Consider the following 24721-nt stretch of genomic DNA (forward strand, 5'->3'; position numbering starts at 1 on the left):
ACGGGAATTAGGCGGCTAAAAGCCAGTTTACACGGGGATTGTGACGAAAAAATGAAGCGGCGTACCGCGACGCCGCTTAGTGGGATGGTTTATCGCCCTGCTGTGGTTTGTTGTTAAAAATGTCGCACAGCATAGACAACAGCATTAACCGTACTTTAAAGGGAGAGTGAGTAAACACGTTCATACACCTCTTGAATTCGTTCATAAGACCTCCTGATTTAAGATCCCTTCGATCCGTGAAGGGTGACTGCATTACATACAGATATAGCACAGGCTATATTGTATAGCTATGGCTATTTCGTTAATTTTTTGTGCTTGTACAGCTATGGTTTACAATGGCGCTCTCGTTACACGGCGCTGGAAGCGTCATCCCCATTGAGGACACACAATGAACCGTCGCGCAGGTAAGCCAACAATAAAAAAAACGACGCAACTGGTTAATGTTGAAGAGCATGTTGAAGGATTTCGTCAGGTGCGCGAAGCGCATCGTCGTGAGTTAATTGATGACTACGTTGAGCTGATCTCAGATTTGATTCGTGAGGTTGGGGAAGCGCGCCAGGTGGATATGGCCGCGCGTCTGGGTGTTTCGCAACCGACTGTCGCAAAAATGTTAAAACGACTGGCCTCTGTGGGCTTAATTGAAATGATCCCCTGGCGCGGAGTATTCCTTACGCCAGAGGGCGAAAAGCTGGCCCATGCGAGCCGCGAACGCCACCAGATCGTTGAGAACTTTTTACTGGTACTGGGCGTGAGCCAGGATATTGCACGCCGGGATGCTGAAGGTATGGAACATCACGTTAGTGAAGAGACGCTGGCGAAATTCCACGAATTCACTGTCAAATACGGGCCATCTGCAGAATGACAATCCCGGGATTGCAGGCGCTGAAACGCGATCGTTTCTTTCATCTCTTATTGATTATCGGGGCTGGGCTAAGCGTATTTGTCCCTTTTGCACCGCACACATGGCCTGCGGCTATCGACTGGCGCACGATCATCACGCTTAGCGGTTTAATGATGCTCACCAAAGGTGTCGAGCTGAGCGGCTATTTTGACGTACTGGGGCGTAAAATGGTGCGCCGCTTTGCCACCGAGCGCAAGCTGGCGCTGTTTATGGTCTTGTCAGCTGCCGTGTTGTCGACCTTCCTGACAAACGATGTGGCGCTGTTTATTGTTGTGCCGCTGACCCTTACGTTACGTAAACTCTGCGAGATCCCGGTAAGCCGACTTATCATTTTTGAAGCGCTGGCCGTTAACGCGGGTTCACTTTTAACGCCTATTGGTAATCCGCAAAATATTCTGCTGTGGGGGCGTTCCGGGCTGTCGTTTGCTGCATTTACCTGGCAGATGATGCCGCTGGCACTGGTGATGATGGTGTCGTTGCTGGTGGTCTGCTGGTTTGCATTCCCGGATAAGAGATTGCAGTACCACAGCGGAACAACAGGCCCGGAGTGGAAACCCCGGCTGGTCTGGAGCTGCCTGGCACTGTATATCGTCTTCCTGACCGCGCTGGAGATGAAACAGGAACTGGCAGGCGTAGGGCTGGTTGCCTGCGGGTTTTTAATTCTCGCCAGACGTGTTCTGGTCAGTGTGGACTGGACGCTATTGCTGGTATTTATGGCCATGTTTATTGATGTCCATCTGCTTATCCAACTGCCGGTTCTACAGAATCTCCTGCACAGCGTCAGCGGTTTGTCGCAGGCAGGTTTGTGGCTCACAGCAATCGGTTTGTCGCAGTTTATCAGCAATGTTCCTTCAACTATTTTGCTCCTCAATTATGTGCCTCCGACTGTGTTACTGGCCTGGGCGGTAAACATTGGTGGCTTTGGTCTTCTGCCTGGTTCGCTTGCCAATCTGATTGCCCTGCGGATGGCTAACGACCGCCGTATCTGGTGGCGATTCCATTTATGGTCACTGCCCATGCTGGCCTGGGCCGCACTGGTCGGTTTCCTGCTGCTTTAGAGGAATGGGCAAGAAATAGACAGAAACGCCACATTCGCAATTCCGCTCAGAAAGGTATAACTCACTTGTACCCATTGAACGAACATTGCGAGGAGCGTTGTATGCGTTATCAAAAACTGGGCAATACCGGTCTGTTTGTTTCTGAACTGTGCCTCGGCACCATGACATTCGGTGGTGAAGGCGGTATGTGGGGCAAGATTGGCCAGCTGCGCCAGAGTGAATCAGAGCAGCTGGTAGGGCGCGCACTGGATGCCGGGATCAACTTTATCGATACGGCGAACGTCTACTCAGAAGGGCGTTCGGAAGAGATAACCGGCCAGGCGCTGAAAAACCTGAAAGTCCCGCGCGAAAACGTGGTAGTCGCCACCAAAGTGTTCGGCGAAACGGGCACGGCAGGGGTGAATTCCCGGGGTAACTCTCGTTACCATATCATCAGCAGCGTGAAAGAGAGCCTGCGCCGCCTTCAGCTTGATCATATCGATCTCTATCAGTTACACGGCTTCGATCCGGCCACGCCGGTTGAAGAAACGCTTTATGCGCTCGATAACCTGGTGCAGCAAGGCCACGTGCGGTACATCGGAGTTTCCAACTGGGCAGCCTGGCAAATCATGAAAGCGCTTGGAATTTCCGAGCGGCTTGGGCTGGCGCGTTTTGCGTCGTTGCAGGCCTATTACACCATTGCCGGGCGCGACCTGGAGCGTGAGCTGGTGCCGATGATGCAAAGCGAAGGTGTCGGGCTGATGGTCTGGAGCCCGCTGGCGGGAGGTTTGCTGAGCGGGAAATATGGCCGTGACGGGCAGGGCGAGGCTGGCAGCCGCCGCCTGGAATTTGATTTCCCGCCGGTTAACAAAGATCGCGCGTTTGACTGTGTGGACGTAATGCGCACCATTGCCGGGAGTAAAGGCGTATCCGTTGCACAAATTGCCCTGGCGTGGCTGCTGCATCAGAAGGCGGTCAGCAGCGTCATTATTGGTGCCAAACGTGTGGACCAGCTTGATGATAATATCGCGGCTACCCACATCCGTTTAAGCGAAGATGAGCTAAAACAGCTGGATGCCGTTAGCGAGCTGCCGCGCGAATATCCGGGCTGGATGCTGGAACGTCAGGGCGAGTATCGTCGTAATCAATTAGCGCAGCAATAACCCCGCTTTCCTCGGCAGCATTCGCCTGCCGGGGTCACTATTTTTCCCGCACTGCTCACAAAAAACGATCCTTCTCTTTGATTGATTTTTCATCTTCACCTATATGACTAGTCATGAAATTTAAATGACTAGTCATATGGGGGGAGTCCATGAAGAAATTACTGCCAGCCAACTTTTTATGGGGAAACTCGGTTTCCAGTATGCAGACTGAAGGCGCATGGAATGAGGGCGGAAAAGGGATGTCGGTGTACGACATCCGGGAAGCAAGTGAACACGCCTCTGACTGGAAAGTAGCAACCGATTCTTACCATCGTTACCGCGAAGATTTTGATTTAATGCAGGATTTGGGCATGAACTGCTATCGGTTCCAGATAGCCTGGAGCCGCGTGTGTCCGCAGGGTGACGGCGAGTTTAACGAAGAGGGAATCGCCTTTTACGATCGCTTCATCAACGACCTGATTGCCCGCGGTATTGAGCCGATGATTTGCCTCTACCACTTTGATATGCCGCTGGCGCTGGCGCAGGAGTACAACGGTTTTAACGATCGCCGCGTTATGGACGCGTTTATCCGTTACGGCAAAAAGATGATCGACTGCTATGGCGATCGCGTGAAGTACTGGCTGACGTTTAATGAGCAGAACATTTTCCATATGCCGGAAGCCTTCAGAATTTCCGGTTACATGAAAGGGGAGAAAACCCTGCGCGAACTGTATGAGCTCCAGCATCATACGATGGTGGCGCATATGGCGCTGACAGAATATCTGCACCAGACCAAACCGGGCAAGCTGATGGGCGGGATGCTGGCACACCAGCTTATCTATCCGGCCACCTGTAAACCGCGCGATATCTTCTGTGCCCAGCAGTATGACGAGTTCCTTAATCAAAACCTGTTGCGCGTCTTTGCAGGGCAGGGCTATAGCCCGGCGGTGATGGCTGTTGTCGAACAACAGGGCTTCGGGGATATCTACCATCCTGAGGATTTGGCGCTGCTGGCGCGTACCAAAAACGACTACATGGCGTTCAGCTATTATGCCAGTAAAACCCTCGACAGCGACGCCATCCCGGATGGGACGCCGGTAAACTATTACCTGCTGCATGGCGACAAAAACAATCCGTACCTCAAAGCGACTGAGTGGAACTGGCAGATTGATCCGTTGGGCTTCCGCGCCATTATCACCCGCTACTACAACGACTGGCGTCTGCCGGTATTCCCGATTGAGAACGGAATTGGGGTGATTGAATCCTGGGATGGCGTTAACCCGATTGACGATACCTACCGCGTTGATTATCACCGCGCGCATATCGAGGCCATGAAAGAGGCCATTTTTGAAGACGGGGCGCAGGTTATTGGCTATCTCGGTTGGGGTCTTATCGACATTCTGAGTTCGCAGGGCGACATGCGTAAACGGTACGGTGTGGTGTATGTGAACCGCGAGAATCATGACCTGCGGGATATGAAACGCGTGCCGAAAAAGAGCTATGCGTGGTTGAAACAGGTTATCCATACCAACGGGCGCGAGATGTAAGTTGTACGCTGCCGGGCCGTTTTTGTGACTGATGAATGGGAATATCCGCTATGTCTGAAACAAAAATTACACCTGCGATGCAGTCCTTCGTCGACAGATTTGTTGAGTTTTCGGCGCGCCTTGCCAACCAGGTGCACCTGCGTTCCTTGCGCGATGCCTTCGCCACGGTAATGCCCATTTTTATCCTCGCCGGTTTAGCGGTGCTGGTGAACAATGTGGTGTTTCCTTGGCTATTTCACGGTGACACGCTGACGCAGTTCAAAGTATGGGGAGAGGCGATTATCAACGGTACGCTGAATATCGCCGCACTTTTGCTTGCACCGATGATTGCCTGGTCGCTGGCACGCAACAAAGATTTCGACAACCCGGTTTCGGCAGTGGTTATCGCGGTCAGCAGTTTTATCATCATGATGCCAATGCATCTGCAACTTACCCCGGTCGGAAGCCAGACCACGGTCAACGTCACGCAGGTGCTGACGTTTGCCAACATCGGCTCGACCGGGATTTTTGCCGGCGTACTGATTGGTTTACTCTCGACGGAAGTGTTTATCGCCATTTCCCGACTGAAGGCACTGCACATCTCGCTTGGGGAAAATGTGCCGCCGGCGGTGAGCAAATCTTTTACCGCGCTGATCCCAACGATCCTCACGCTCTCGTTATTTGCCGTACTGGCCGCGGTACTGGCAACCGTGATGCATACGGATCTTATCCATCTTATTACCACTTTTATTCAGCAGCCTTTGCGTCTGATTAACACCAGCCTGCCGGGCACTATTTTTATCTATAGCTTCGGTAATTTTTTGTTCACGCTCGGTATACATCAGTCGGTGGTTAACAGTGTGGTGCTCGAGCCGTTTCTGCTGATTAATACCAATGAGAACATGCTGGCCTTCGCCAACGGTCAGCCGATCCCACATATCATCAACAATATCTTTGTGCCGACATTTGGCATGGTGGGCGGTACCGGCAGCACCATCTCACTGCTGATCGCTATTTTTGTCTTCTCACGGCAAAAATCGGCCAAACAGGTTGCACGCCTGTCTCTGGCGCCAGGTTTATTCAATATCAACGAACCCGTGATTTTTGGTCTGCCGATTGTATTTAACCTGCCGCTGATGATCCCGTTTGTCCTGTTGCCTGCCATTGGCATTTACTTTGCCTGGCTCTGTACGACGCTCGGGTTAATGTCGCGTTGTGTGGTGATGATCCCCTGGACAACACCGCCTATTCTGAGCGCCTGGCTGGCGACTGCAGGGGACTGGCGGGCCGTGGTTGTGCAGTTGGCAATCATTATATTTGGTGTATTCTTCTACCTGCCTTTCCTCAAGATTGCCGAGAGAGTGGCATTAAGAAACAGCGGGACAGAAAACTAACGGAAGGAAAGGACGATGGCGGCGAAGTACATCACCATAGCGCGTGAAATTAAAAAACGTATTATCAGCCAACAGTATGCCGCCAATGAACCGCTGCCGGACCAGTTTGCGCTGGCGGCGGAGTTCAGTACCAGTCGTATGACTATTCAGCAGGCCATGCGGCAGTTGATTGTTGAAGGACTGGTGTACACCCGTCAGGGGCAGGGGACGTTCATCCGCAAGAATTTCCTGCAACTCTCGCAGTGGGATCTTTCAGGAAGCGACTACTTTGGCGCGACAAAAACCTGGGAGCATCTGGGCACGGTCAGCAGCCAGGTTGTCCATTTCGAACTGCGTTTTCCCAATGAGAAAGAACAAGCCTCTCTGATGATTAACGGTGATGCTCCCGTGTACGACTTTGTACGCCTGCGGTTGCTTAATGGCGAGCCAATGTCGCTGGATTCAACCGTAATGCCGCTCAATCTGGTGCCCGGCCTGAATAAAACACATCTGGAAAGCTCGGTATTTCAATACGTGCAGGAGACGCTGGGCCTGAAAATCATGGGGTCATACCGTGTGGTGCGTGCGCTAAAACCGAATGCACTGGATATGCAGCATCTGGTTTGCGAACAAACCGATCCGATTCTGGAGGTCGAGCAGGTTATCTATCTGGAAGATGGCACACCGCTGGAGTATGCCCACTGTCACTATCGTTACGATCACAGCGGGATCGTGATCGTAAATAATGGGTAATGTGCTATTCAGCTTTCAGGCACACGACTCAAAGTAACTGTCGGTGTCTTTAATATAGAGATCGTTCTGGCATAAATAGTGGATCTGACCAGGCTTAAACGTAAATCGAATTTTTTGAAAGAGTGAACGTTTAATTTTACTGGTATTTGCGCGGGACAAACCGTAATCATGGATGATTTCATGAACAAAACGGATGCTCTGAGCCGAAACATAGACAGGCGTTTTGGTTAACTGGATAAGTTTACTGATCCAGATGTCATCTGCGCGAGGACAGACCTTAAGGAAGTCCTCATTGTAGTGAAAATACTCCGGGATCATACTTTTCTTGAGCACCACACCACCCAGACCGGTGATGATATAGTCCTGCTCAATCACTTTCGGCACCGTAATTAACGGGAAATTACGATAGGTATCGAGGATATCTTTCTTCTTCTTTACCGTTTTACGCACACGGGCCGCGACAACACATTTTTGATTATGACGATAAAAGTCATCAAGAAGGGTTTGCGCCCAAATTTCGTTATAAATGGCATCGTCATCGGCATAGATCAGAATATCGTCATCCGTAGCAACTTGCAGTGCCGGGAATAATTTACGATAAGGTCCTGTATTCTTTACCCATTTAAAGACAAGGTTAGTGCCTGTCTGGCGGATTTTATCCGCCCACTCTGGCTCTTCAGTGATGCCATCGTCACTGAGATATGCTGTGCTGGAAACCCAAACAACAATTTGATCGACCCTGGTACTCTGGTTCGCAAGTGACCACACTGTTTGCGAACAGAGATAAAGGCGCGATTTTGTTGTTGTTAAGTTAATACTGATCATCGTGACTAAGCGGGCTCCAGAAAGAATTTACAACCCTACAAAATACAGAAAAAGCTGATTTTATAAGTTGGCGCATGATAGCACTTAGATGAAAAGAAGTAACCCCGAAGCTTTAGCAGAAAATGGCGGCAATGGGGAATATAGCAATTAATGTCTTTTGGCCGTGGCAAGAATGTGGGATAGCGCAAATAAAAAACCCCGACAGCGCGGGGTTTTTCGGATTACCTAAATAGCGGGTGCATTTAGTTTAAACGCACAGGCATCCCGGAACGGTTTTGAACTGCCTGGTCAACAACCGTGGATTCTACGTCAGCCTGAGAAGTCACAGATTGTACTGCGCTGTTCAGCGTAATTGGCACGATTTCGTTGTTGTTGAACTGGTCTTCGCTAGTAGACAGCGGGTTGTGAACCTCGATGTAACGGCTGCCATCCGGCTCGGAAGTGGCTTTTACCGGCTCGTTGATGAACTGTACGCGAGTTCCGACCGGTACGTTTTCGAACAGGAACTTGATGTCGTCGTTACGCAGACGTACACAACCGTGGCTCACACGCAGGCCGATACCAAAGTTGGCGTTGGTCCCGTGAATCGCATACAGACGGCCGATGTACAGGGCATACAGACCCATTGGGTTATCCGGGCCTGCCGGTACAACGGCTGGCAGCGGCTCGCCTGCGGCAATATATTCCGCGTGCATTTTCGCCGTTGGGGTCCAGGTTGGGCCTGCTTTCTTACGCTCAACTTTGGTGGTCCAGTTCAGCGGGGTGTCTTTACCCAACTGGCCGATACCGATAGGCAGCACGATCACGGTGTTAGTGCCTTTCGGGTAGTAGTACAGACGCATTTCGGCGCTGTTAATCACGATACCTTCGTGCACGGTATCTGGCAGGATCAGCTGCTGTGGGATGTTCAGTACGGTGCCAGCTTTTGGCAGATACGGGTCAACACCCGGGTTTGCTTCCAGCATGTTTGACAGGCCGAGCTGGTATTGTGCAGCAAAATATTCCAGTGGCTGGGAGTTACCCTCTTCAACGGTGACAACCTGGTTTTGACCCACCAGACGGCTACCGTCTGTCGGCAGAGGATAAGTCACCGCAGAAGCGGTTTTGCAAAAACCTACTACGGCTAACGCCGCCGCAAAAAGCGTTTTTAATTTCATGTTCATGTTGTGCGAGGTATCTGAGCCACTCTGGCGATTAGTTGATAAGTCTGAATCTGTGATGGGAGCGCATTATATGTGCATTCCCTCTCGCAGGGAATTCAGATGTGTACGAAATCACACTTTTTTCGATTTTGTTAAAGTTTAGTGGAAAGCTGCAACACGGGATCTCATTTCGGAATTGTGGCATAATGCCGTGTTTATCACACTTTTCGCAGGAATCTCCCGTGTTAGTTACCAGCAACGTCACTATGCAGTTTGGCAGTAAGCCGCTGTTCGAAAATATTTCCGTCAAATTTGGCGGCGGCAACCGTTACGGCCTGATTGGTGCCAACGGTAGCGGAAAATCCACCTTTATGAAGATCCTCGGCAGCGATTTAGAGCCGACGCTTGGCAACGTATCGCTCGATCCTAACGAGCGTATCGGTAAGCTGCGTCAGGATCAGTTCGCCTTCGAAGAGTTCACCGTGCTTGATACGGTGATCATGGGACACGCGGAGCTGTGGGAAGTGAAGCAGGAGCGCGATCGTATCTACGCGCTGGCTGAAATGAGTGAAGAAGATGGCTACAAAGTGGCCGATCTTGAAGTGCTGTATGGTGAAATGGATGGCTACTCTGCGGAATCACGCGCAGGTGAGCTGCTGCTGGGTGTCGGTATTCCTGTTGAACAGCATTACGGCCCGATGAGCGAAGTCGCACCGGGCTGGAAGCTGCGTGTGCTTCTGGCGCAGGCGCTGTTCTCTAACCCGGACATTCTGCTGCTCGACGAACCAACGAACAACCTGGACATCGACACCATCCGCTGGCTGGAGCAGACGCTCAACGATCGTGACAGCACCATGATTATCATTTCGCACGACCGTCACTTCCTGAACATGGTCTGTACGCATATGGCGGATCTGGACTACGGCGAGCTGCGCGTTTACCCGGGCAACTACGACGAATACATGACTGCGGCAACCCAGGCCCGTGAGCGTCTGCTGGCCGATAACGCCAAGAAAAAAGCACAGATTGCTGACCTGCAATCCTTCGTCAGCCGCTTCAGCGCCAACGCCTCTAAATCGCGTCAGGCAACCTCTCGCGCCCGTCAGATTGATAAGATCAAGCTCGATGAAGTGAAAGCCTCCAGCCGTCAGAACCCGTTCATCCGCTTCGAGCAGGACAAGAAACTGTTCCGTAACGCGCTGGAAGTGGAAGCCCTCACCAAAGGCTTCGAAAACGGTCCACTGTTTAAAAACTTCAACCTGCTGCTGGAAGTGGGCGAGAAGATCGCCATTCTGGGTGCTAACGGCGTGGGTAAATCCACCATGCTGAAAACGCTGGTCGGCGAGCTGCAGCCGGATAACGGAACCGTGAAGTGGTCCGAGAATGCGCAGATTGGCTACTACGCGCAGGATCACGAATACGAGTTTGAAAACGATCTGACGGTCTTCGACTGGATGAGCCAGTGGAAGCAAGAAGGCGATGACGAGCAGGCAGTGCGCAGCATTCTGGGGCGTTTGCTGTTCAGCCAGGACGATATCAAGAAGCCAGCGAAAGTGCTCTCCGGTGGTGAGAAGGGGCGTATGCTATTCGGTAAGCTGATGATGGAAAAACCGAATATTCTGGTGATGGATGAACCGACCAACCACCTGGATATGGAATCTATCGAATCGCTGAACATGGCGCTGGAAATGTATCAGGGTACGCTGATCTTCGTTTCCCACGACCGTGAGTTCGTGAGCTCGCTGGCAACCCGGGTGATTGAGATTACGCCTGAGCGCGTAGTGGACTTCACCGGTAACTACGAAGATTACCTGCGCAGCAAAGGTATCGATAACTAAAATAATTCCCCTCACCGTAACCCTCTCCCCATAGGGGAGAGGGGACTGCTCCGTGCGGTTTTCACCCTCGCCCCTATGGGGAGAGGGTCGGGGTGAGGGGCTATTGCATCACCCATTCACCCCCTTCAACGCCATTCACCAGCAGCTTACGTTTTTCTCCCGTCGGTAACGACACCTTCAGTGCTTTCCACGCCGGACGGTAATCCCCGCGCGCGTTGACCTTCAGATTGATGGTCGCTCCGTCACACACCATTTCCCACTCCAGCCACAGCGCATTACCTTTCTGGTAACCCCAGCTTTCGCCGTCATCTTCAAACACCAGGCCGGTCGTCGTACCCACGCCTTTCACCGGGAACAGTTTCAGTTCGCGGGTATCGTCTTTTTCGGTGCTCACATGGGTAATACGTTCGCTAAGCGGCAGACCAGCCCCGGCGCGTACCAACAACGGCAGTTTTTCCAGCGGCGCATCGCGGGTGATCCACTGGCCGCCAGAGAACCACTCGTGGGTGTAAAAATCATACCAGCCGGTTTCGTTATCCGGCAGCCAGACGCGACGTTCGCGCTGCCCGGCTTCGACCACGCTCGCCACCAGCACATCGCGGCCCAGCAAGAAGTCATCGCTCTCTTCAAAGGTCTGAACATCATGTTCATGATCGAGGAAGGTTGGGCGCAACATCGGTTCATCGTCCGCATGTGCCTGCCAGAGCAGGGTATAAAGGTAAGGCAGCAGGCGATAACGCAGTTCAATGGCGCTACGGATTGCAGGCGTCACACCCGGATACATCCACGGTTCGTTCACCGTATGATCGTCATTCCATGAGTGAATGGTAAAACGGGGGTGCATCACACCGTTTTGTACCCAGCGGACAAACAGCTCAGCGTCTGGTTTATCCCCGGAGAAACCGCCGACATCATGGCCCACGTTAAACAATCCGGACAAGCTCATCCCCAGCCCCATACGGGTGTTAAAGCGTAGCGTGTCCCAGTTGGTGCGGTTATCGCCACTCCAGGTCTGCACGTAGCGCTGCATCCCGGCACAACCGGAGCGGGAGATCAGATACGGGCGTTTTTCCGGGGCAAAACGCTGCTGCGCTTCCAGCGAGGCGCGCATCATCAGTAGCGGCATCACCGGGCGAATGTGCTTAATGGCGATCTCCTTGCCGAAACCAAAGCAACGTGCTTCGCCGTCCCACACTTCATATTCGTTATTGTCGTTCCAGGTGGAGTCGATCCCCATTTCCAGTAGCTGTGTGGTCACGCCGTTCTGCCACCACTGCACCGTCTGCGGGTTGGTAAAGTCGAGGTGCGATCCTTCGTCATCCCAGAAGCTGGAGCGTTCTGGTGCATCGGTTTCTGAATCGCGAATGAACAGGCCGCTCTCTGCGACTTCGTTATAGCGCGGATGATCCTGCAACAGGCACGGTTTGATGTTCGCGGCGAGCTTCAGCCCCGCATCGTGGAACGCCTGGCTCATCACTTTCGGCTGCGGCACCTTGTCGTAATTCCAGTTAAAGACGTAACGCTTGCCGTTAATGGAGGTATAACCCGACGACAGCTGGAACGAGTCGCACGGAATGGCGTGCTCTTCGCACAGGCGGATAAAGTTCATCAGCTGGTTTTGCGCGTCCGGCGCATCGGTGTAATGCATGGTTGAGCCGCTGTAACCCAGGCTCCATTTTGGCCCAAACAGCGTTTTCCCGGTCAGGCGCACGAAGGCTTTGGTGATATCCAGTACCTTTTTACCGGTAAAGATGTAGTAATCGATGTCGCCGGCTTCCGCCTGCCAGCGGCGATAGGCGGTATGGTAGTTGTCGATTTCGTTACCCAAATCCAGCCAGCAGCTGCTCAGGTTGTCATAAAACAGGCCGTAGCTCACGTCATCACGACGGGCGATAGTGAACGGAATATGTTTGTAGAGCGGGTCGGTACTGACCGCGTTATAGCCCATGGCGTCAAGGTTACGCATCTCATAGCGCTTACCGTTACGCTGTAAATCACCGGTTTTTTCACCCAGACCGTAGAAACGCTCGTCTTTACGACGGCTCAGGTAGTGCGCCACGCCATCGCCATGGGCGTTCAGCAGATAGGCGCTGGTCGGGCGGTCATTCACCAGCGGCTGCCACTCGCCCGCTTCATTCCGGTAATACCACTCCAGCCACAGCGGCTGATGCACTGTCACACGCAGCTGTTCCGTGGCGACCGTCAGGGTATCGCCCTGTTGTGTCAGCGTCCAGGCAGGGCAGGAAAAACCGCTGAGATCGTCGCGGCGACGGCCTTCCCACGGCACATCTTTCTCTGGCGCGATGCTCCAGGTGCGGTCCAGTGCCAGCTCGCCTTTGCGTTTAATCAGCACGCGGAACAGGTTCTCTTCCAGCACATACAGACACAGGCGGTGCTGATTATCCACCACCAGTTCCAGATGGTTCGCCGACTGTTTATCTACGGTCCAGCTTTTCAGGGTTTTCATATGCAATACATCCACTATCAGGCGCGCTTGGCGCGACGTTCAGCAATAAATGCCACCAGGAAAACAGCGCCAATCAGGTCAAAGAAACCCATGGCAATGAACAGCGGGTTAAAGCCGATTTTGTCGGCGGTAACACCAATCAAAAGAGAGAACAGGAAACTGGCGATCCACGCCGCCGATCCGCGCATCCCGTTGACGGTGGCCATCTGGCCCTTATCAAAAGACTCCACCACCAGAGCGCTTAACATGCAGGAGATAATCTGATGCCCAAAACCACCAATGGAGATCAGCACAATGGTGATATACGGGTCGCGGGTAATAGCCACGATGCCCAGAGAGATCATCAGGAACGCGCCGGTCACGGAGCTGGCAACGATTGAGTTAACGCGGGAGCAACCGAACCAGCGGGTATAGAGCCGGGTAAGATAGCCACTCGCCACGCTACCGATATCGGCGGCGAGGAACGGCAGCCAGGCGAACATCGCAATCTGCTTCAGGTCCATGCCGTGCTCTTTGGCTAGGTACAATGGCACCCAGAAGCTCAGCACGGCCCAGGCCGGTTCCGCCATAAAGGCCGGGATAGCAATACCGTAAAAACGTTTGTTTTTTGAAACCGTCTTCAGCGCCGTCAGGAAAGGCAGTTTGACCGCGGGCGGTTCGTTATCCTGCTTGATATATGCCAGTTCATCCTTGCCCAGGTTCGGGTGCTGTTCCGGGTTGTAATAAAACGCCCACCAGAGGATCACCCACAGCAGCGCCAGCACGCCGGTGAACATAAATGCACCCTGCCAGCCGAATGAGGCATGGGCAAAGTAGATAATCGGTGGCGCAAGCATCGCGCCAATCGAAAAGCCGACACCCGCCCAACCGGCGGCCACCGGGCGTTCAGATTTCGGGAACCATTCACCGATGGTTTTGGCGTTCGCCGGGGTGGCAGCCGCTTCTGAGGCACCCATAAAGAAGCGCAGGATCGCAAGATGCAGCCAGCTTCCGGCTCCCGCATGGAAAATACACATCAGCGCCCAGAGACCCGCACAGACCATAAAACCAATCTTCAGGCCGATGACATCAATCAGCCAGCCACACAGCGGCTGGAAAATGGTGTAGGCAATCTGGAACGCGCCCACTATCCAGGAGTATTGCTCGGTGGTGATGCCCAGGCTCTCTTTCAGCTCAGGTGCAAGAATTCCCAGTGAGTTACGGGTGATGTAGTTGACGGTGACGCCAAGTAAAAACAGAACCAGTACGTACCAGCGCAGGTTTTTAATGACCCGGCGGGTTTTACTTGCTGTTGCAGTGTTATTGATATCCTGACTCATTTCTCTCTCCACTAGAGGGACGGTAGGGGGCAGACGTTTCGGATGTCACACACATTTTTTATGGCTTTGATAGTTATCCGTTTTGCTGATAAAAGTTGCTATACAACTAGTATGGAAGCTGTGTGACAAATTCACATTAAGGGAGAAAATAGGCAGGCAATAGCGGATTTTGTGCAAGCTTTCTCATAACTGGCCGCAATCATTTGGCATTATTGTATTTAACGCACTGTTTACCTGATATTCACGTTATGAAAATTTTTTCATTTCGCAAATGGAGCGAGATCACAAAATGGATAAAAGACTAAAAATCGCTGAAATTGCCGCCCGCACTCAGCTTTCCATTAGTACGGTTTCGCGGGTGCTGGCAGGCAAGGCGAACACCAGTGAAAAAGCGCGCAGCAAAGTGCTGGAGTGCGCGCGGGAGCTGGGCGTGATGGATGGCATGGCAGCTGGCAGGCTGTTGCTGAATAGCCTGATGGTCTTTGCGCCGCAGCGGGCATTTGATGAGCGGTCCGACATCTTTTACTACCGGGTTATCCAGAGTGTAAGTAAAGGGCTGGCGTCTCATGAAGTCCGGCTGCGTTATTGCGCGCTGGAAGAGAATGACAGCGACGCCCAGCTGTTTCTGGCACGCATGAATGAAGCCGATACGCAGGCCGCTATTTTACTGGGGATAGACGATCCGCATATCCACGATCTCGCGGTGGATGTGGGTAAACCTTGTATGCTGATCAACTGCCGCGATCGTCTGATGCGTCTGCCCGCAGTTGCCCCTGACCACCGGGCCATCGGTGAACGCGCGGCTGAGTATCTGTTTGAAATGGGGCATCGCGAAGTGATGACTGTGCTGTGCCTGCGTCGTTACACCATGGAGCTACGTCTGGCGGGCATTCGTGAAGCGTGGCAATACCATAATCTGAAATTTACGGACAAGCGTGACCTGCTGGTAGTACCAAGCTTTAGCGCGAAAGAGACCGAACAGCTGGTCAGCGAATGGCTCCGTCAGCGAGAGGGGAAAGACCTGCCCACGGCGTTTTTAGTTGGCGGTGATTTTATGGCTGCGGGAACCATAAGCGCCTTGCAAAAGCACGGGCTGCGCGTTCCGCAGGATGTGTCGGTGATGAGTATTGATGGTTTTAATCTGGCGGCCATCCAGGATGTGCCGCTCACGGCGATACACGTTCCACGCGATGAGCTCGGAACAGAAGCGGTGCATATGCTTCAGCAGCGACTGATGCGCCCGACAGCGCCGATTGGTACGTTATTGTTGAATGGAACGCTGACAATTCGTGAATCAGTACGGCGGATACGTCAGGGGAAACGACGCACCGCCGTTGAGCGGGAAGGGTTATACGACAGTTAGACCATGCCCAGCGCGCGCTTACCGTGGATATTCAGGTCATTCACGGTAAAGCGATCCTGCCAGGTGGTTTCATAATCTTCACGCGGGAAATCGCCCGGAGATGCACCGGTTTCCAGCGCCGCTTTCACCTTTTTCGCATAGGCGAGGTTTTTCTCGCACATCGGCGCGGCAGGGATATACATCACGTTACCCCAGCCTTGTTGTTCCTCTACCGGGGCGACGGAGTGGATCACGTCACAGTGCCACCAGACAGAATCACCTGCTTCCAGCGCCGGAATGCTGGTTAACGCTTCGATTAACAACGGATGCCATTTTTCAGAAATCGGCAGCACGCGACCTGGCGCCACGCCACAAAGTTCATCTTCCGGTACGTCGTCCAGCAGTGGGCGCAGCAGAATGTAAGCCATCGCTTCCGGGATAGGCACTACGTGCAGCAGGCCCTGGCCCGGGATCATATCCGACAGTGCCGTCCAGCCCTGGAAGGTGCGGAACACAGAACACTTCGTGGTGTTATCTACAGTGTACTCTTCCACTTCGGTACGGTGCGCGGCATTCCACGGATCGTATTTCTCTACATTGCCGTCAAACACGCGAGCGAACACCTGCTGATAAGCTGGCAGCAGCCAGCGCTCCAGCGCGCCGGAATCGGTGTGCGCGCCCAGACCTTTGGAGGTGGTTCCCGGCGGGCGGCGGCGAATACGGTCAGGATAAATGACGCTCACATCCGGATTGAACCACTGTTTACCGTTGCTCTCGAATGTCCATAAACGGTTCAGGAACGATTGTACCTGCGCCATCTCTTCGCTCTGGCGGGCCTGCATCTGCGCCTGGGACCAGTAAATAGGGTAAATCTCCGGGCGGGAAGCCGTTAAGGTGCCGAAGAAGTTATCGCCCGGGCCTTTATAGACATCATCAAACTGATTGAGATCGAGATAGTCGAGCATCGAGTTATCCCATGCCAGCGCCTGCTCGCGAGGGAAGTGACCTTTGATCACCGCACAGCCACGGCGTTTTACTGCGTCCCGCTGTGCATCCGTGATCTGACCGTTTTTAACATCCGCAAACGGGATCACCGGCCAGACGGACTCGCCCTTATTTTTCAGCGCGTTAATCTCTGCCACACGGGTGGCGATTTTATCACTGAGCTTGTCGAACACCGCCTGAACGTCACCGATCTGCGCACGTAACTCACGTTTCATCTGACGGATTGCTGCTTTGTGGTCCGCAGGCAAAATTTCACTGGTAAACGTCAACGTCATAACTGCCTCGCATCTTTCATTCGAAAGTAAAAGTGTCTACAAGTGATACTTTAAGTTAAAAATAAGTTAATGCAAGTTTAAAAACTTGACGTGCAGCACAGGATGAAAAAAGAGTGAGGTGCCGGGGCAGTACCCCGGCGGGAGGCGATCAGAGGTCGAACGGGGAATGTGTGTCGAGCACGGCCTGAATGACATTCAGCGCGCCCTGGTGGTTGTTATCGTCGGTGCTATAGCGGCTGATGTCTTTAATGCTCTGTGCGGCGTTGCCCATCGCAAAAGAATATTTCACCAGTTTCAGCATTTCCGCATCGTTGCCGCTGTCGCCGATGGCCACGCACTCCTGCGGGGAGATTTTCCAGCGTTTCAGCAGTCGGCTGATACCGTTGGCTTTGTGCAGACCCGGGATAATCAAATCAACAAAGCCAAAGCCGCTGGTGACAGGTTTCATAATACCGTCCAGCGAGACATGCAGTTTGTCGACAAGGTTCGGGATATCGCTGTCCGGCAGGTTCAGGGAGAACTTAAACAGAATGTCGTTGATTTCGCGGTAATCGCTGATGCGTTTTAAGCGGTGATAGTGCTTTGACATCAGCTTCACAAACTCTTCCGGGGCGGTGTCGCTGACGTAAGCGCTCTCCAGCCCGCAGGCCACGAAATTCAGCCCTTTGTCTTTCAGTAACTCACCGACGACGATTTGCGACTCATGACGGGTCAGCTCTCCGTGGAAAATCTGTTCGCCGTGATCGAAAACCAGCGCGCCGTTTTCCGCCACGAAGGAGATCTGCTCTTTCAGCTCCGGGAAGAAGGAGATGAGCTGGTAATACTGGTTGCCGCTGGCGACAACGAACGCAATATTACGGGCTTTAAGCTGCTCAAACTGTGCCTGAAAGCGGTCTCTGTCGTACTGCTTGGCATCATCAAGGAAAGTTCCGTCCATATCGGTGACGATAACTTTAACGGTCATACTGTGCTCCTGGGTCACTGCGTTTGAAACATTCTAATAACAAGGTGACGGGGAGCACAAATTTAATTTCGAATGAAAGTCAGTAAGCCGGGTGGCGGCTTCGCCTTACCCGGCCTACGGGGAGAAGATGTAGGCCCGGTAAGCGCAGCGCCACCGGGCATTTTTTTACAGCGTATGTTCCGTACGCGCAATAATATCGTCCTGCGCATCCGGCGACAGGGCGGTAAAGAATGCCGAGTAACCGGCGACACGCACCACCAGGTCACGGTACTGGTCTGGGTGTTTCTTCGCTTCCATCAGCGTTTCGCGCGATACGATGTTGTACTGAATATGCCAGCCTTTATGCACCTCGAAGAAAGTACGCAGCAGGACCATCAGCTTCTGGCGGTCGCTATCGTTTTCCAGCGTTGCCGGGTTCAGCTTCTGGTTTAACAGTACCCCGCCCAGAATCGCTTCAGTCGGCAGCTTGCCTACGGAGCCAATCACCGCCGTTGGGCCAAGATGGTCAGTGCCGGAAGCCGGGCTTGCGCCTTCCGCCAGTGGCGTATGCGCTTTACGACCATCAGGCGTTGCCATCGTCGCCGCGCCGAACGGTACGTTAGCCGAAATTGAAGATGTCCCGGCGTAGTAATTACCGCCAATTGGACCACGGCCGTAGCGCGGGTTGTGGTACTGCTTAAGTTCCGCAATATAGGTTTCATACGCGCGGGTTAACAGTAAATCGACGCTGTCATCGTCGTTACCGTATTTCGGCGCACCGTTGATCAGGCGCTGGCGCAACTGCTCGTGGGTTAACCCTTCGTAATCGTCTGCAAGTGCTGCCGCCAGTTGTTGCTGGCCGATAACCCCCTGCTCGAAGACCAGCTTTTTAACGGCTGACAGGCTGTTGCCGAGGTTGGCAATACCCACCTGTAGACCGGAAACCCAGTCGTACTTCGCGCCACCTTGCTTAATGCTTTTCGCGCGCTCGATACAGTCATCCACCAGGGCAGAACAGAGAATATCGTGGACGTTCTCCTCCAGCATGGTGTCCACCACATACTCAATTTCGATGGATTTACGGGTGTAGTAGCGGATCTGGGTATCCCACGCGGCCATCACTTCTTCGAAGTTGCCGAAGTTACCGGCGGAAAGTGCTTTTTCCTGTGGCAGGAACACTTTACCGCTGGTGGCATCGCGGCCACCTTCCAGTGCTGCCAGCATCACTCGCGCAAAGTTGATAAAGCTCATGCCGGTACAGCGATAGCCCCATTTGCCCCCGACTGCGGTTTCGATACAGCCAATCGCCGCATAATCGTAGGCATCGTCTTTCTCAACACCGAGTTTGATGAATTCCGGGATCACGATTTCATCGTTGTTAAAGGCCGGCATCCCGAAACCACAGCGGATCACCTGCACGCAGGCGTCGAGGAAATCGTTGCTCATCCCCGCATGGTAACGCACGCTCAGGTTTGGCTGGGTAGAGCGCAGACGACCACAGGATTCGAGAATGGCGTAAGAGAGCGGGTTCACCGCATCCATTGGCTCGCCGTTCACCAGCTTCTGACCGCCGATGGTGACGTTCTGATACAGCGGGCTGCCCGCAGACGCTTTCGAGTGTGAGCCAGAGCGGATCTTGTTCACTTCCAGCAGCTTCAGCCAGCAGCTGTGCAGCAGCTCAATGGCGTGCTCGCGATCGAGAGACTGGTTCAGTTCGACATCGCGACGATAGTATGGGTAGAGATACTGGTCCATACGGGCGAACGACACGGAGTGGCCGTTGGACTCAATTTGCAGGACAAGCTGGATGAAATAGCACAGTTGCAGCGCCTGCCAGAAGGTTTTTGGCGGTTCGTGGGCAATCACATCGCAGTTTTCAGCCATTGCCAGCAGTTCGTCACGGCGGCTTTCACGGGTTTCGGTTGACGCCATTTCACGTGCCAGCGCGGCAAAACGTTCAATGTGCAGGCTGACCGCTTCCAGAACAATATCAATCGCTTTCAGGAACTGATCGCCATGCAGATCGTCCAGTACGGTCAGGTTAATGCGGGTGCGGCGTTCGGAAACTTTGGCACGTATCCCGTCCAGGCCTTTTTCCAGCACCAGCGGGAAGTTCACGGCCAGGTGCGCATCACCGGATGTCATATTACCTTCTGCCTTGATGATGCCGGTTTCCAGCAAGCCTTTTTGCTCGTCGGTGAACATGCCGTAGCAGCGATCCTGCACCGTCTGCCCACGCCACCACGGGCAAATTTCATGCAGCACGCGTTTGTTTTCTTCGCTTACCGCAAAACCTGCCCCCGGACGATCCGCCAGGTCATCAATCTCTTTTTCAATCCAGGAAACGGTGTATTCCGGGAAGATTGGCGCCGCGCGGACTTCACTTGCCTGGTTACCGATGATCAGCTCATCGTGTTTGATCCAGATGGTGCGTTGCGCCAGGTGGTGCGCCAGGGCCAGCGCACGACGTACCGGGATCGGCTTGTCCATGTGCTGCTGATACATCTCGGTGTAGTGCTGTGCGCGCTCGGTACAGACCGGCGGCTTAACAATGTGCACCAGTGCAGTTTTGTGTGCCTTAATACGGTCACTGAGGGTGTTGAGATTCAGGGTAGTCATAAGTTTATCCTCGTAAGGTCGCGGTTAACCCTTTCCGGCAGGCGTACTGTTGCGCGAAATCCAGCAGCGCAGGGTTATCCAGCGGTTTATCAGGGGCAGAGTAGGGTTGGCTGAGCAGGGTGTATTTGTTCATGCCCAGCGTGTGATACGGCAGAAAATGAATATCGCGGACGTTCAGTTCATCGGCGGCGAAATTAGTGATGGCGGTGATGGAGGCCTCATCGGCGTTAAAGCCCTGGATCAGCGGCACGCGAATGGTGAGCTGTTTTCCGGCAGCGGCAAGGCGCTTAAGGTTATCCAGCACGCGTTTGGCCGAGCCGTCCGTCCACTGTCTGAAGACCTCGCCATCCACGTGCTTCAGGTCAGCCAGGAACAGATCGACATAGGGCAAGGATGGCTCGATATAGTGCCAGGGCACGTGAAGACAGGTTTCAACAGCGGTATGAATTCCCTGTTCGTGGCTGGTTTTAAACAGTGCGTGCGCCAGCTCCGGGCTCATAAAGGGTTCGCCGCCAGAGAGAGTGATCCCGCCACCGCTGCGGTCGTAAAAGGGTTTATCGCGCAGCACGGTCTCCATAATCTCCTCGACCTGCTGTTCTTCACCGCAGACGGTGAGAGCCTGAGTCGGGCAGCAATCGGTGAGGGCGTCCAGCGTTTCTGCGTTCAGTTTTTCGCGGTGGATGAGCAGCCCATTTAATGCCCGCTCAATATACCCCGGGGCTGCCTGCTGACACAGATCACAGCCGTCCAGGCACAGACGAGCGTCGAACAGCACGTCCCGGGTACGGGAGCGGCTTTCCGGGTTCTGACACCAGCGGCAGCCCAGGGAGCAGCCTTTCAGGAACACCACGGTACGAATACCAGGGCCATCGTGGGTAGAATAACGCTGTATATTGAAGATCATTGTTTCGCCTCTCATCTTGCATATGAAGATTAAATTACTTTCGAATGAAAGTTATCTTGATGCAGGTCAACTCTTGAGCAGGTTTTGCCGTGGTAGGGTAAATGCAGGCTAATTTTGAGGGTTACATCATGGAACTTTATCTCGACACATCCGACGTTGCGGCAGTCAAAAAACTGGCCCGCATCTTCCCGCTGGCTGGCGTAACCACTAACCCGAGCATTGTTGCGGCGGGTAAAACACCGCTGGATGTTTTACTGCCCGAGCTGCACGACGCGCTGGGTGGCAAAGGTCGCCTGTTTGCACAGGTAATGGCGACCACCGCAGAAGGCATGGTGGAAGATGCGCGTAAACTGCGTGCCATTATTAATGATCTGGTGGTAAAAGTGCCGGTGACGGCAGAAGGGCTGGCGGCAATCAAAATGCTTAAAGCTGAAGGTATTCCAACGCTTGGCACGGCGGTATACGGTGCCGCACAGGGGATGTTGTCCGCGCTGGCGGGTGCTGAGTATGTTGCGCCTTACGTTAACCGTGTGGATGCGCAGGGCGGGGACGGTATCCAGACTGTTGCGGAGTTACAGCAGTTGTTGTCGCTTCATGCTCCACAGTCCAAAGTGCTGGCCGCCAGTTTCAAAACGCCGCGTCAGGCGCTGGACTGCCTGCTGGCGGGTTGCGAGTCAATTACGCTGCCGCTGGATGTGGCGCAGCAGTTTATCGCATCACCGGCTGTGGATGCGGCGATTGTGAAGTTTGAGCAGGACTGGCAGGGGGCATTTGGACGGACGTCTATCTGACGGGTGCGGTCTGATGCCCTCACCCCAACCCTCTCACACAGGGCTGAGGGTTCCCCAGTAATTTTTGTCTTTAATTCAGCGATGATATTACGCCATTGAATTAAGGGACTTACAGCGGTGTCATGGTCCGGCTGAAAATCGCCGACGCGTTTACGGAAGGCCGGGGCGACGCGCATGGATGCGCGGCGAGGGCGGCTTTACAGGGACGTTTCATCCGCCCGTCCCCGATTAGCCTGGAGCAAACGCTGAGGGCATCGCGAAGCGACGATTTTCTTGCCGGGAGCCCGGGTCGCCAGGGTAGCGGCGGTGAGCTACCCTGGCACGTTCACCGGTATTGTGGTGACAGAGTAGCAAGGAACGTAAAGTGAACGGAATGACCACCACAGCCGTATGTTCCCCCTCACCCCAGCCCTCTCCCAAAAAGGAGAGGGAGCCGTCCGTGCTCGTATTTTTGTGGGGATTCCTCAGCCCACGGGGAGAGGGAGCAAACATTAAAACGGCAACCTGAAGGTTGCCGTTTGCTTTAACCTCCGCAAACCTCACACCCCGGATTACGCATCAGCTTCATCTCGCGGAACTGGCAGGTCATCGCGTCATACATCACGATTTTGCCTGCCGCAGGCGTGCCGTAGCGGGTCAGTACCTTGATCGCTTCCATCGCCTGCATTGAGCCAATTACACCCACTAACGGTGCCATCACTCCCGCTTCCACGCAGGTGAGTGCATTTTCACCAAACAAACGACTCAGGCAGCGGTAGCAGGGCTCGCCTTCGGCGTAAGTGAACACGCTGATTTGCCCTTCCATACGGATTGCCGCCCCGGAAACCAGCGGTGTTTTATGGGCAAAACAGCCTGCATTTAGCTGATTACGGATAGCGACATTATCGGTGCAATCCAGCACCAGGTCATGCCGGGCGATTTGCGCGAACAGCGCGTCTTCCTCAAGCATGGCGTTAATAAGAGTGAACTGAACGTGGGGATTGATGCGGGTTAGTGCCGTTTTTGCTGACTCGACTTTGGCTTCGCCGAGGGTGGCATCTCTGTGCAACGTCTGGCGTTGCAGATTAGACAGCGACACGGTGTCAAAATCCAGCAGCGTCATGCTACCGACACCCGCCGCAGCCAGGTACTGCGCGGCGGCACAGCCCAGACCACCCAGCCCCACCACCAGTACACTGGCGGCCTTAAGCGCTTCCTGACCGTCGAAATCAAAACCGCGCAGCACAATCTGGCGGTTGTAGCGCAGCATCTCCTGATCGCTCAGTTCCACCGTCATGATTAGCCCCCGAACAGGTGGTTAAAGGTTTCCACCTCGACCCATTCACCCGCTTCCACATGACCGCGTTCGCTCTCGAGCACGATAAAGCAGTTGCCCTGGCTAAAGGAGCTGAAAATATGCGAACCCTGATGCCCCGTGGTGCTCACTTCCAGCTCGCCATCAGCGTTACGTGCCAGAATACCACGCTGGAAATCAAGACGACCCGGTGACTTCTTCAGACGGGTCGCCGCGCGCGCGCGCAGGCGTACCGGAAGCGGGCTGGCTTTATTGCCAGACAGTTTTGCCAGCAGCGGCTGCACCAACTGATAGAAGGTCAGGGCTGCGGATACCGGGTTGCCCGGCAGGCCGCAGAACCAGCTGCGCCCCAGCTTGCCAAAGGCGAAGGGTTTACCCGGTTTGATAGCCAGTTTCCAGAAGCCAATTTCGCCCAGCTCTTCAAGAATGGTTTTGGTGTAATCCGCTTCGCCAACAGACACACCGCCGGAACTTATCACCACATCCGCGCATTTATCCGCTTCAATAAAAGCGGCTCGTAGCTTTTCGGGATCGTCAGGAATAATACCCAGGTTGACTACTTCGCAGCCAAGCTGTTCCAGCATCAGGTGCACCGCCAGGCGGTTGGTGTCGTAAATCTGTCCCTCCTGCAGCGGCTGACCTGGCAGTTGCAGCTCATCGCCGGTGGAAAAGACTGCAACGCGCACACGACGGATAACGTCGATGTCGGCGATACCCAGTGACGCCAGCACGGGCAGCTCCGCTACCGTCAGTTTTTGCCCGGCGCTGAAAACGGTCGCGCCAAGCGTAATATCTTCACCCGCGCGGCGGATGTTCTGGCCTGCCCTGGCGCTGGCGGTAAAACGCACGCCCTCGTCGGTTTGTTCTGTCTCTTCCTGCATCACCACAGCATCGCAACCGGCTGGCACTGGCGCGCCGGTCATGATCCGGATGCAGCTCCCGGCAGGCCATTCACCGTTAAACGGCTGGCCCGCAAAGGCTTTACCCGCCACCGGAAGCGCCAGACCCGTCTGGATATCCGCCAGGCGTACCGCGTAACCGTCCATCGCGGAGTTATCGAATCCCGGCACGTTGAGGGGAGAAACGATATCGCGCGCCGCAATGCGACCGAAACAGCGTACTAAGGGCAGCGTTTCGTGGTCTTGCAGCGGGGAAATGCGGTTGAGCATCTGGGTCAGTGCCGTGTCGAGCGGCATCAGTCCGGCGGTAAAATCCATGGGTGGCT

General features: G+C 54.0%; 21 protein-coding genes. 10 read left to right on the top strand and 11 right to left on the bottom strand.

What is annotated here, in order from left to right:
• Positions 1-76: 76 nt before the first annotated feature.
• The gene (gene mntS / locus HV107_RS17490) at positions 77-205 is read right to left on the bottom strand and encodes a manganase accumulation protein MntS (protein WP_182060124.1); all 129 of its coding nucleotides are present in this window, start codon (positions 203-205) and stop codon (positions 77-79) included.
• 183 nt (positions 206-388) lie between these two features.
• Between mntS and mntR the strand changes: the two genes are divergently transcribed.
• The 6 genes from mntR to HV107_RS17520 all read left to right on the top strand — a co-directional run bounded on the left by mntR (position 389) and on the right by HV107_RS17520 (position 6732).
• Complete coding sequence (mntR, locus tag HV107_RS17495) at positions 389-862, top strand: manganese-binding transcriptional regulator MntR (protein ID WP_182060125.1); 474 nt, start codon at positions 389-391, stop codon at positions 860-862.
• The gene (locus HV107_RS17500; RefSeq protein ID WP_182060126.1) at positions 859-1959 is read left to right on the top strand and encodes an anion transporter; all 1101 of its coding nucleotides are present in this window, start codon (positions 859-861) and stop codon (positions 1957-1959) included. Before mntR ends, HV107_RS17500 begins: the two co-directional genes overlap by 4 nt.
• Positions 1960-2060: 101 nt before the next feature.
• Positions 2061-3101, top strand: coding sequence for an aldo/keto reductase (locus tag HV107_RS17505; protein ID WP_182060127.1), 1041 nt, complete (start codon positions 2061-2063; stop codon positions 3099-3101).
• Between the two features lie 149 nt (positions 3102-3250).
• A complete protein-coding gene (locus tag HV107_RS17510) occupies positions 3251-4627 on the top strand; it encodes a glycoside hydrolase family 1 protein (protein ID WP_182060128.1) in 1377 nt (458 codons plus the stop codon).
• Between the two features lie 50 nt (positions 4628-4677).
• The gene (locus HV107_RS17515) at positions 4678-6000 is read left to right on the top strand and encodes a PTS sugar transporter subunit IIC (protein WP_014069469.1); all 1323 of its coding nucleotides are present in this window, start codon (positions 4678-4680) and stop codon (positions 5998-6000) included.
• Between the two features lie 15 nt (positions 6001-6015).
• Positions 6016-6732, top strand: coding sequence for a GntR family transcriptional regulator (locus tag HV107_RS17520; RefSeq protein ID WP_182060129.1), 717 nt, complete (start codon positions 6016-6018; stop codon positions 6730-6732).
• A 15-nt stretch (positions 6733-6747) separates the two neighbouring features.
• Here the strand turns inward: HV107_RS17520 and HV107_RS17525 are convergent, their stop codons facing one another.
• Complete coding sequence (locus tag HV107_RS17525) at positions 6748-7557, bottom strand: glycosyltransferase (RefSeq protein WP_182060130.1); 810 nt, start codon at positions 7555-7557, stop codon at positions 6748-6750.
• Positions 7558-7799: 242 nt separating this feature from the next.
• Positions 7800-8720: a L,D-transpeptidase gene (gene ldtB, locus HV107_RS17530; protein ID WP_182060131.1), complete on the bottom strand. Its 921-nt coding sequence runs from the start codon at positions 8718-8720 to the stop codon at positions 7800-7802.
• A 221-nt stretch (positions 8721-8941) separates the two neighbouring features.
• On the opposite strand from ldtB, the gene HV107_RS17535 reads away from it, so the two are divergent.
• Positions 8942-10537 (top strand): ABC-F family ATPase, encoded by a 1596-nt coding sequence (locus HV107_RS17535; RefSeq protein WP_182060132.1) that lies wholly within the window; start codon positions 8942-8944, stop codon positions 10535-10537.
• Between the two features lie 100 nt (positions 10538-10637).
• On the opposite strand, the gene HV107_RS17540 is transcribed toward HV107_RS17535, so the two are convergent.
• Together HV107_RS17540 and HV107_RS17545 are read right to left on the bottom strand one after the other, a co-directional pair.
• Positions 10638-13004, bottom strand: a complete 2367-nt coding sequence (locus HV107_RS17540; protein ID WP_182060133.1) for a glycoside hydrolase family 31 protein — start codon at positions 13002-13004, stop codon at positions 10638-10640.
• A gap of 17 nt (positions 13005-13021) precedes the next feature.
• The gene (locus tag HV107_RS17545) at positions 13022-14323 is read right to left on the bottom strand and encodes an MFS transporter (protein ID WP_182060134.1); all 1302 of its coding nucleotides are present in this window, start codon (positions 14321-14323) and stop codon (positions 13022-13024) included.
• A gap of 289 nt (positions 14324-14612) precedes the next feature.
• Here HV107_RS17545 and HV107_RS17550 point away from each other — a divergent pair, with 289 nt between their 5' ends.
• Positions 14613-15686, top strand: a complete 1074-nt coding sequence (locus HV107_RS17550; protein WP_182060135.1) for a LacI family DNA-binding transcriptional regulator — start codon at positions 14613-14615, stop codon at positions 15684-15686.
• Here the strand turns inward: HV107_RS17550 and HV107_RS17555 are convergent.
• The 4 genes from HV107_RS17555 to HV107_RS17570 form a co-directional block, all read right to left on the bottom strand.
• A complete protein-coding gene (locus tag HV107_RS17555; RefSeq protein ID WP_182060136.1) occupies positions 15683-16945 on the bottom strand; it encodes a DUF1479 domain-containing protein in 1263 nt (420 codons plus the stop codon). The two genes, HV107_RS17550 and HV107_RS17555, sit on opposite strands and share 4 nt — an antisense overlap.
• Positions 16946-17093: 148 nt before the next feature.
• Positions 17094-17909: a Cof-type HAD-IIB family hydrolase gene (locus HV107_RS17560; RefSeq protein ID WP_182060137.1), complete on the bottom strand. Its 816-nt coding sequence runs from the start codon at positions 17907-17909 to the stop codon at positions 17094-17096.
• A 165-nt stretch (positions 17910-18074) separates the two neighbouring features.
• Positions 18075-20507 carry a formate C-acetyltransferase/glycerol dehydratase family glycyl radical enzyme gene (locus HV107_RS17565; protein WP_182060138.1) on the bottom strand — a complete coding sequence of 811 codons (2433 nt, stop codon included), beginning with the start codon at positions 20505-20507 and terminating at the stop codon, positions 18075-18077.
• A gap of 4 nt (positions 20508-20511) precedes the next feature.
• A complete protein-coding gene (locus HV107_RS17570; RefSeq protein ID WP_182060139.1) occupies positions 20512-21411 on the bottom strand; it encodes a glycyl-radical enzyme activating protein in 900 nt (299 codons plus the stop codon).
• A gap of 128 nt (positions 21412-21539) precedes the next feature.
• Here HV107_RS17570 and fsa point away from each other — a divergent pair, with 128 nt between their 5' ends.
• A complete protein-coding gene (gene fsa, locus HV107_RS17575; RefSeq protein WP_182060140.1) occupies positions 21540-22202 on the top strand; it encodes a fructose-6-phosphate aldolase in 663 nt (220 codons plus the stop codon).
• A 122-nt stretch (positions 22203-22324) separates the two neighbouring features.
• On the top strand, positions 22325-22570 hold the full coding sequence (locus tag HV107_RS17580; protein WP_182060141.1) for a hypothetical protein: 246 nt from the start codon (positions 22325-22327) through the stop codon (positions 22568-22570).
• A 155-nt stretch (positions 22571-22725) separates the two neighbouring features.
• On the opposite strand, the gene moeB is transcribed toward HV107_RS17580, so the two are convergent.
• A complete protein-coding gene (gene moeB, locus HV107_RS17585) occupies positions 22726-23478 on the bottom strand; it encodes a molybdopterin-synthase adenylyltransferase MoeB (protein ID WP_182060142.1) in 753 nt (250 codons plus the stop codon).
• Positions 23479-23480: 2 nt separating this feature from the next.
• A complete protein-coding gene (moeA, locus tag HV107_RS17590; protein ID WP_182060143.1) occupies positions 23481-24713 on the bottom strand; it encodes a molybdopterin molybdotransferase MoeA in 1233 nt (410 codons plus the stop codon).
• Positions 24714-24721: the final 8 nt, after the last annotated feature.

This window comes from Enterobacter sp. RHBSTW-00175, assembly GCF_013927005.1.
In the GTDB taxonomy this organism is placed as follows: domain Bacteria; phylum Pseudomonadota; class Gammaproteobacteria; order Enterobacterales; family Enterobacteriaceae; genus Enterobacter.

Bases quoted from the DNA above. Each gene is read 5' to 3' on its own strand.
- HV107_RS17555 (WP_182060136.1), bottom strand. From the start codon at position 16,945: ATGACGTTGACGTTTACCAGTGAAATTTTGCCTGCGGACCACAAAGCA.
- HV107_RS17570 (WP_182060139.1), bottom strand. From the start codon at position 21,411: ATGATCTTCAATATACAGCGTTATTCTACCCACGATGGCCCTGGTATT.
- HV107_RS17500 (WP_182060126.1), top strand. From the start codon at position 859: ATGACAATCCCGGGATTGCAGGCGCTGAAACGCGATCGTTTCTTTCAT.
- HV107_RS17550 (WP_182060135.1), top strand. From the start codon at position 14,613: ATGGATAAAAGACTAAAAATCGCTGAAATTGCCGCCCGCACTCAGCTT.
- fsa (WP_182060140.1), top strand. From the start codon at position 21,540: ATGGAACTTTATCTCGACACATCCGACGTTGCGGCAGTCAAAAAACTG.
- HV107_RS17580 (WP_182060141.1), top strand. From the start codon at position 22,325: ATGGTCCGGCTGAAAATCGCCGACGCGTTTACGGAAGGCCGGGGCGAC.
- ldtB (WP_182060131.1), bottom strand. From the start codon at position 8,720: ATGAACATGAAATTAAAAACGCTTTTTGCGGCGGCGTTAGCCGTAGTA.
- moeB (WP_182060142.1), bottom strand. From the start codon at position 23,478: ATGACGGTGGAACTGAGCGATCAGGAGATGCTGCGCTACAACCGCCAG.
- HV107_RS17525 (WP_182060130.1), bottom strand. From the start codon at position 7,557: ATGATCAGTATTAACTTAACAACAACAAAATCGCGCCTTTATCTCTGT.
- HV107_RS17545 (WP_182060134.1), bottom strand. From the start codon at position 14,323: ATGAGTCAGGATATCAATAACACTGCAACAGCAAGTAAAACCCGCCGG.
- HV107_RS17505 (WP_182060127.1), top strand. From the start codon at position 2,061: ATGCGTTATCAAAAACTGGGCAATACCGGTCTGTTTGTTTCTGAACTG.
- HV107_RS17540 (WP_182060133.1), bottom strand. From the start codon at position 13,004: ATGAAAACCCTGAAAAGCTGGACCGTAGATAAACAGTCGGCGAACCAT.
- mntS (WP_182060124.1), bottom strand. From the start codon at position 205: ATGAACGAATTCAAGAGGTGTATGAACGTGTTTACTCACTCTCCCTTT.
- HV107_RS17560 (WP_182060137.1), bottom strand. From the start codon at position 17,909: ATGACCGTTAAAGTTATCGTCACCGATATGGACGGAACTTTCCTTGAT.
- HV107_RS17515 (WP_014069469.1), top strand. From the start codon at position 4,678: ATGTCTGAAACAAAAATTACACCTGCGATGCAGTCCTTCGTCGACAGA.
- HV107_RS17520 (WP_182060129.1), top strand. From the start codon at position 6,016: ATGGCGGCGAAGTACATCACCATAGCGCGTGAAATTAAAAAACGTATT.
- mntR (WP_182060125.1), top strand. From the start codon at position 389: ATGAACCGTCGCGCAGGTAAGCCAACAATAAAAAAAACGACGCAACTG.
- HV107_RS17565 (WP_182060138.1), bottom strand. From the start codon at position 20,507: ATGACTACCCTGAATCTCAACACCCTCAGTGACCGTATTAAGGCACAC.
- HV107_RS17510 (WP_182060128.1), top strand. From the start codon at position 3,251: ATGAAGAAATTACTGCCAGCCAACTTTTTATGGGGAAACTCGGTTTCC.
- moeA (WP_182060143.1), bottom strand. From the start codon at position 24,713: ATGGATTTTACCGCCGGACTGATGCCGCTCGACACGGCACTGACCCAG.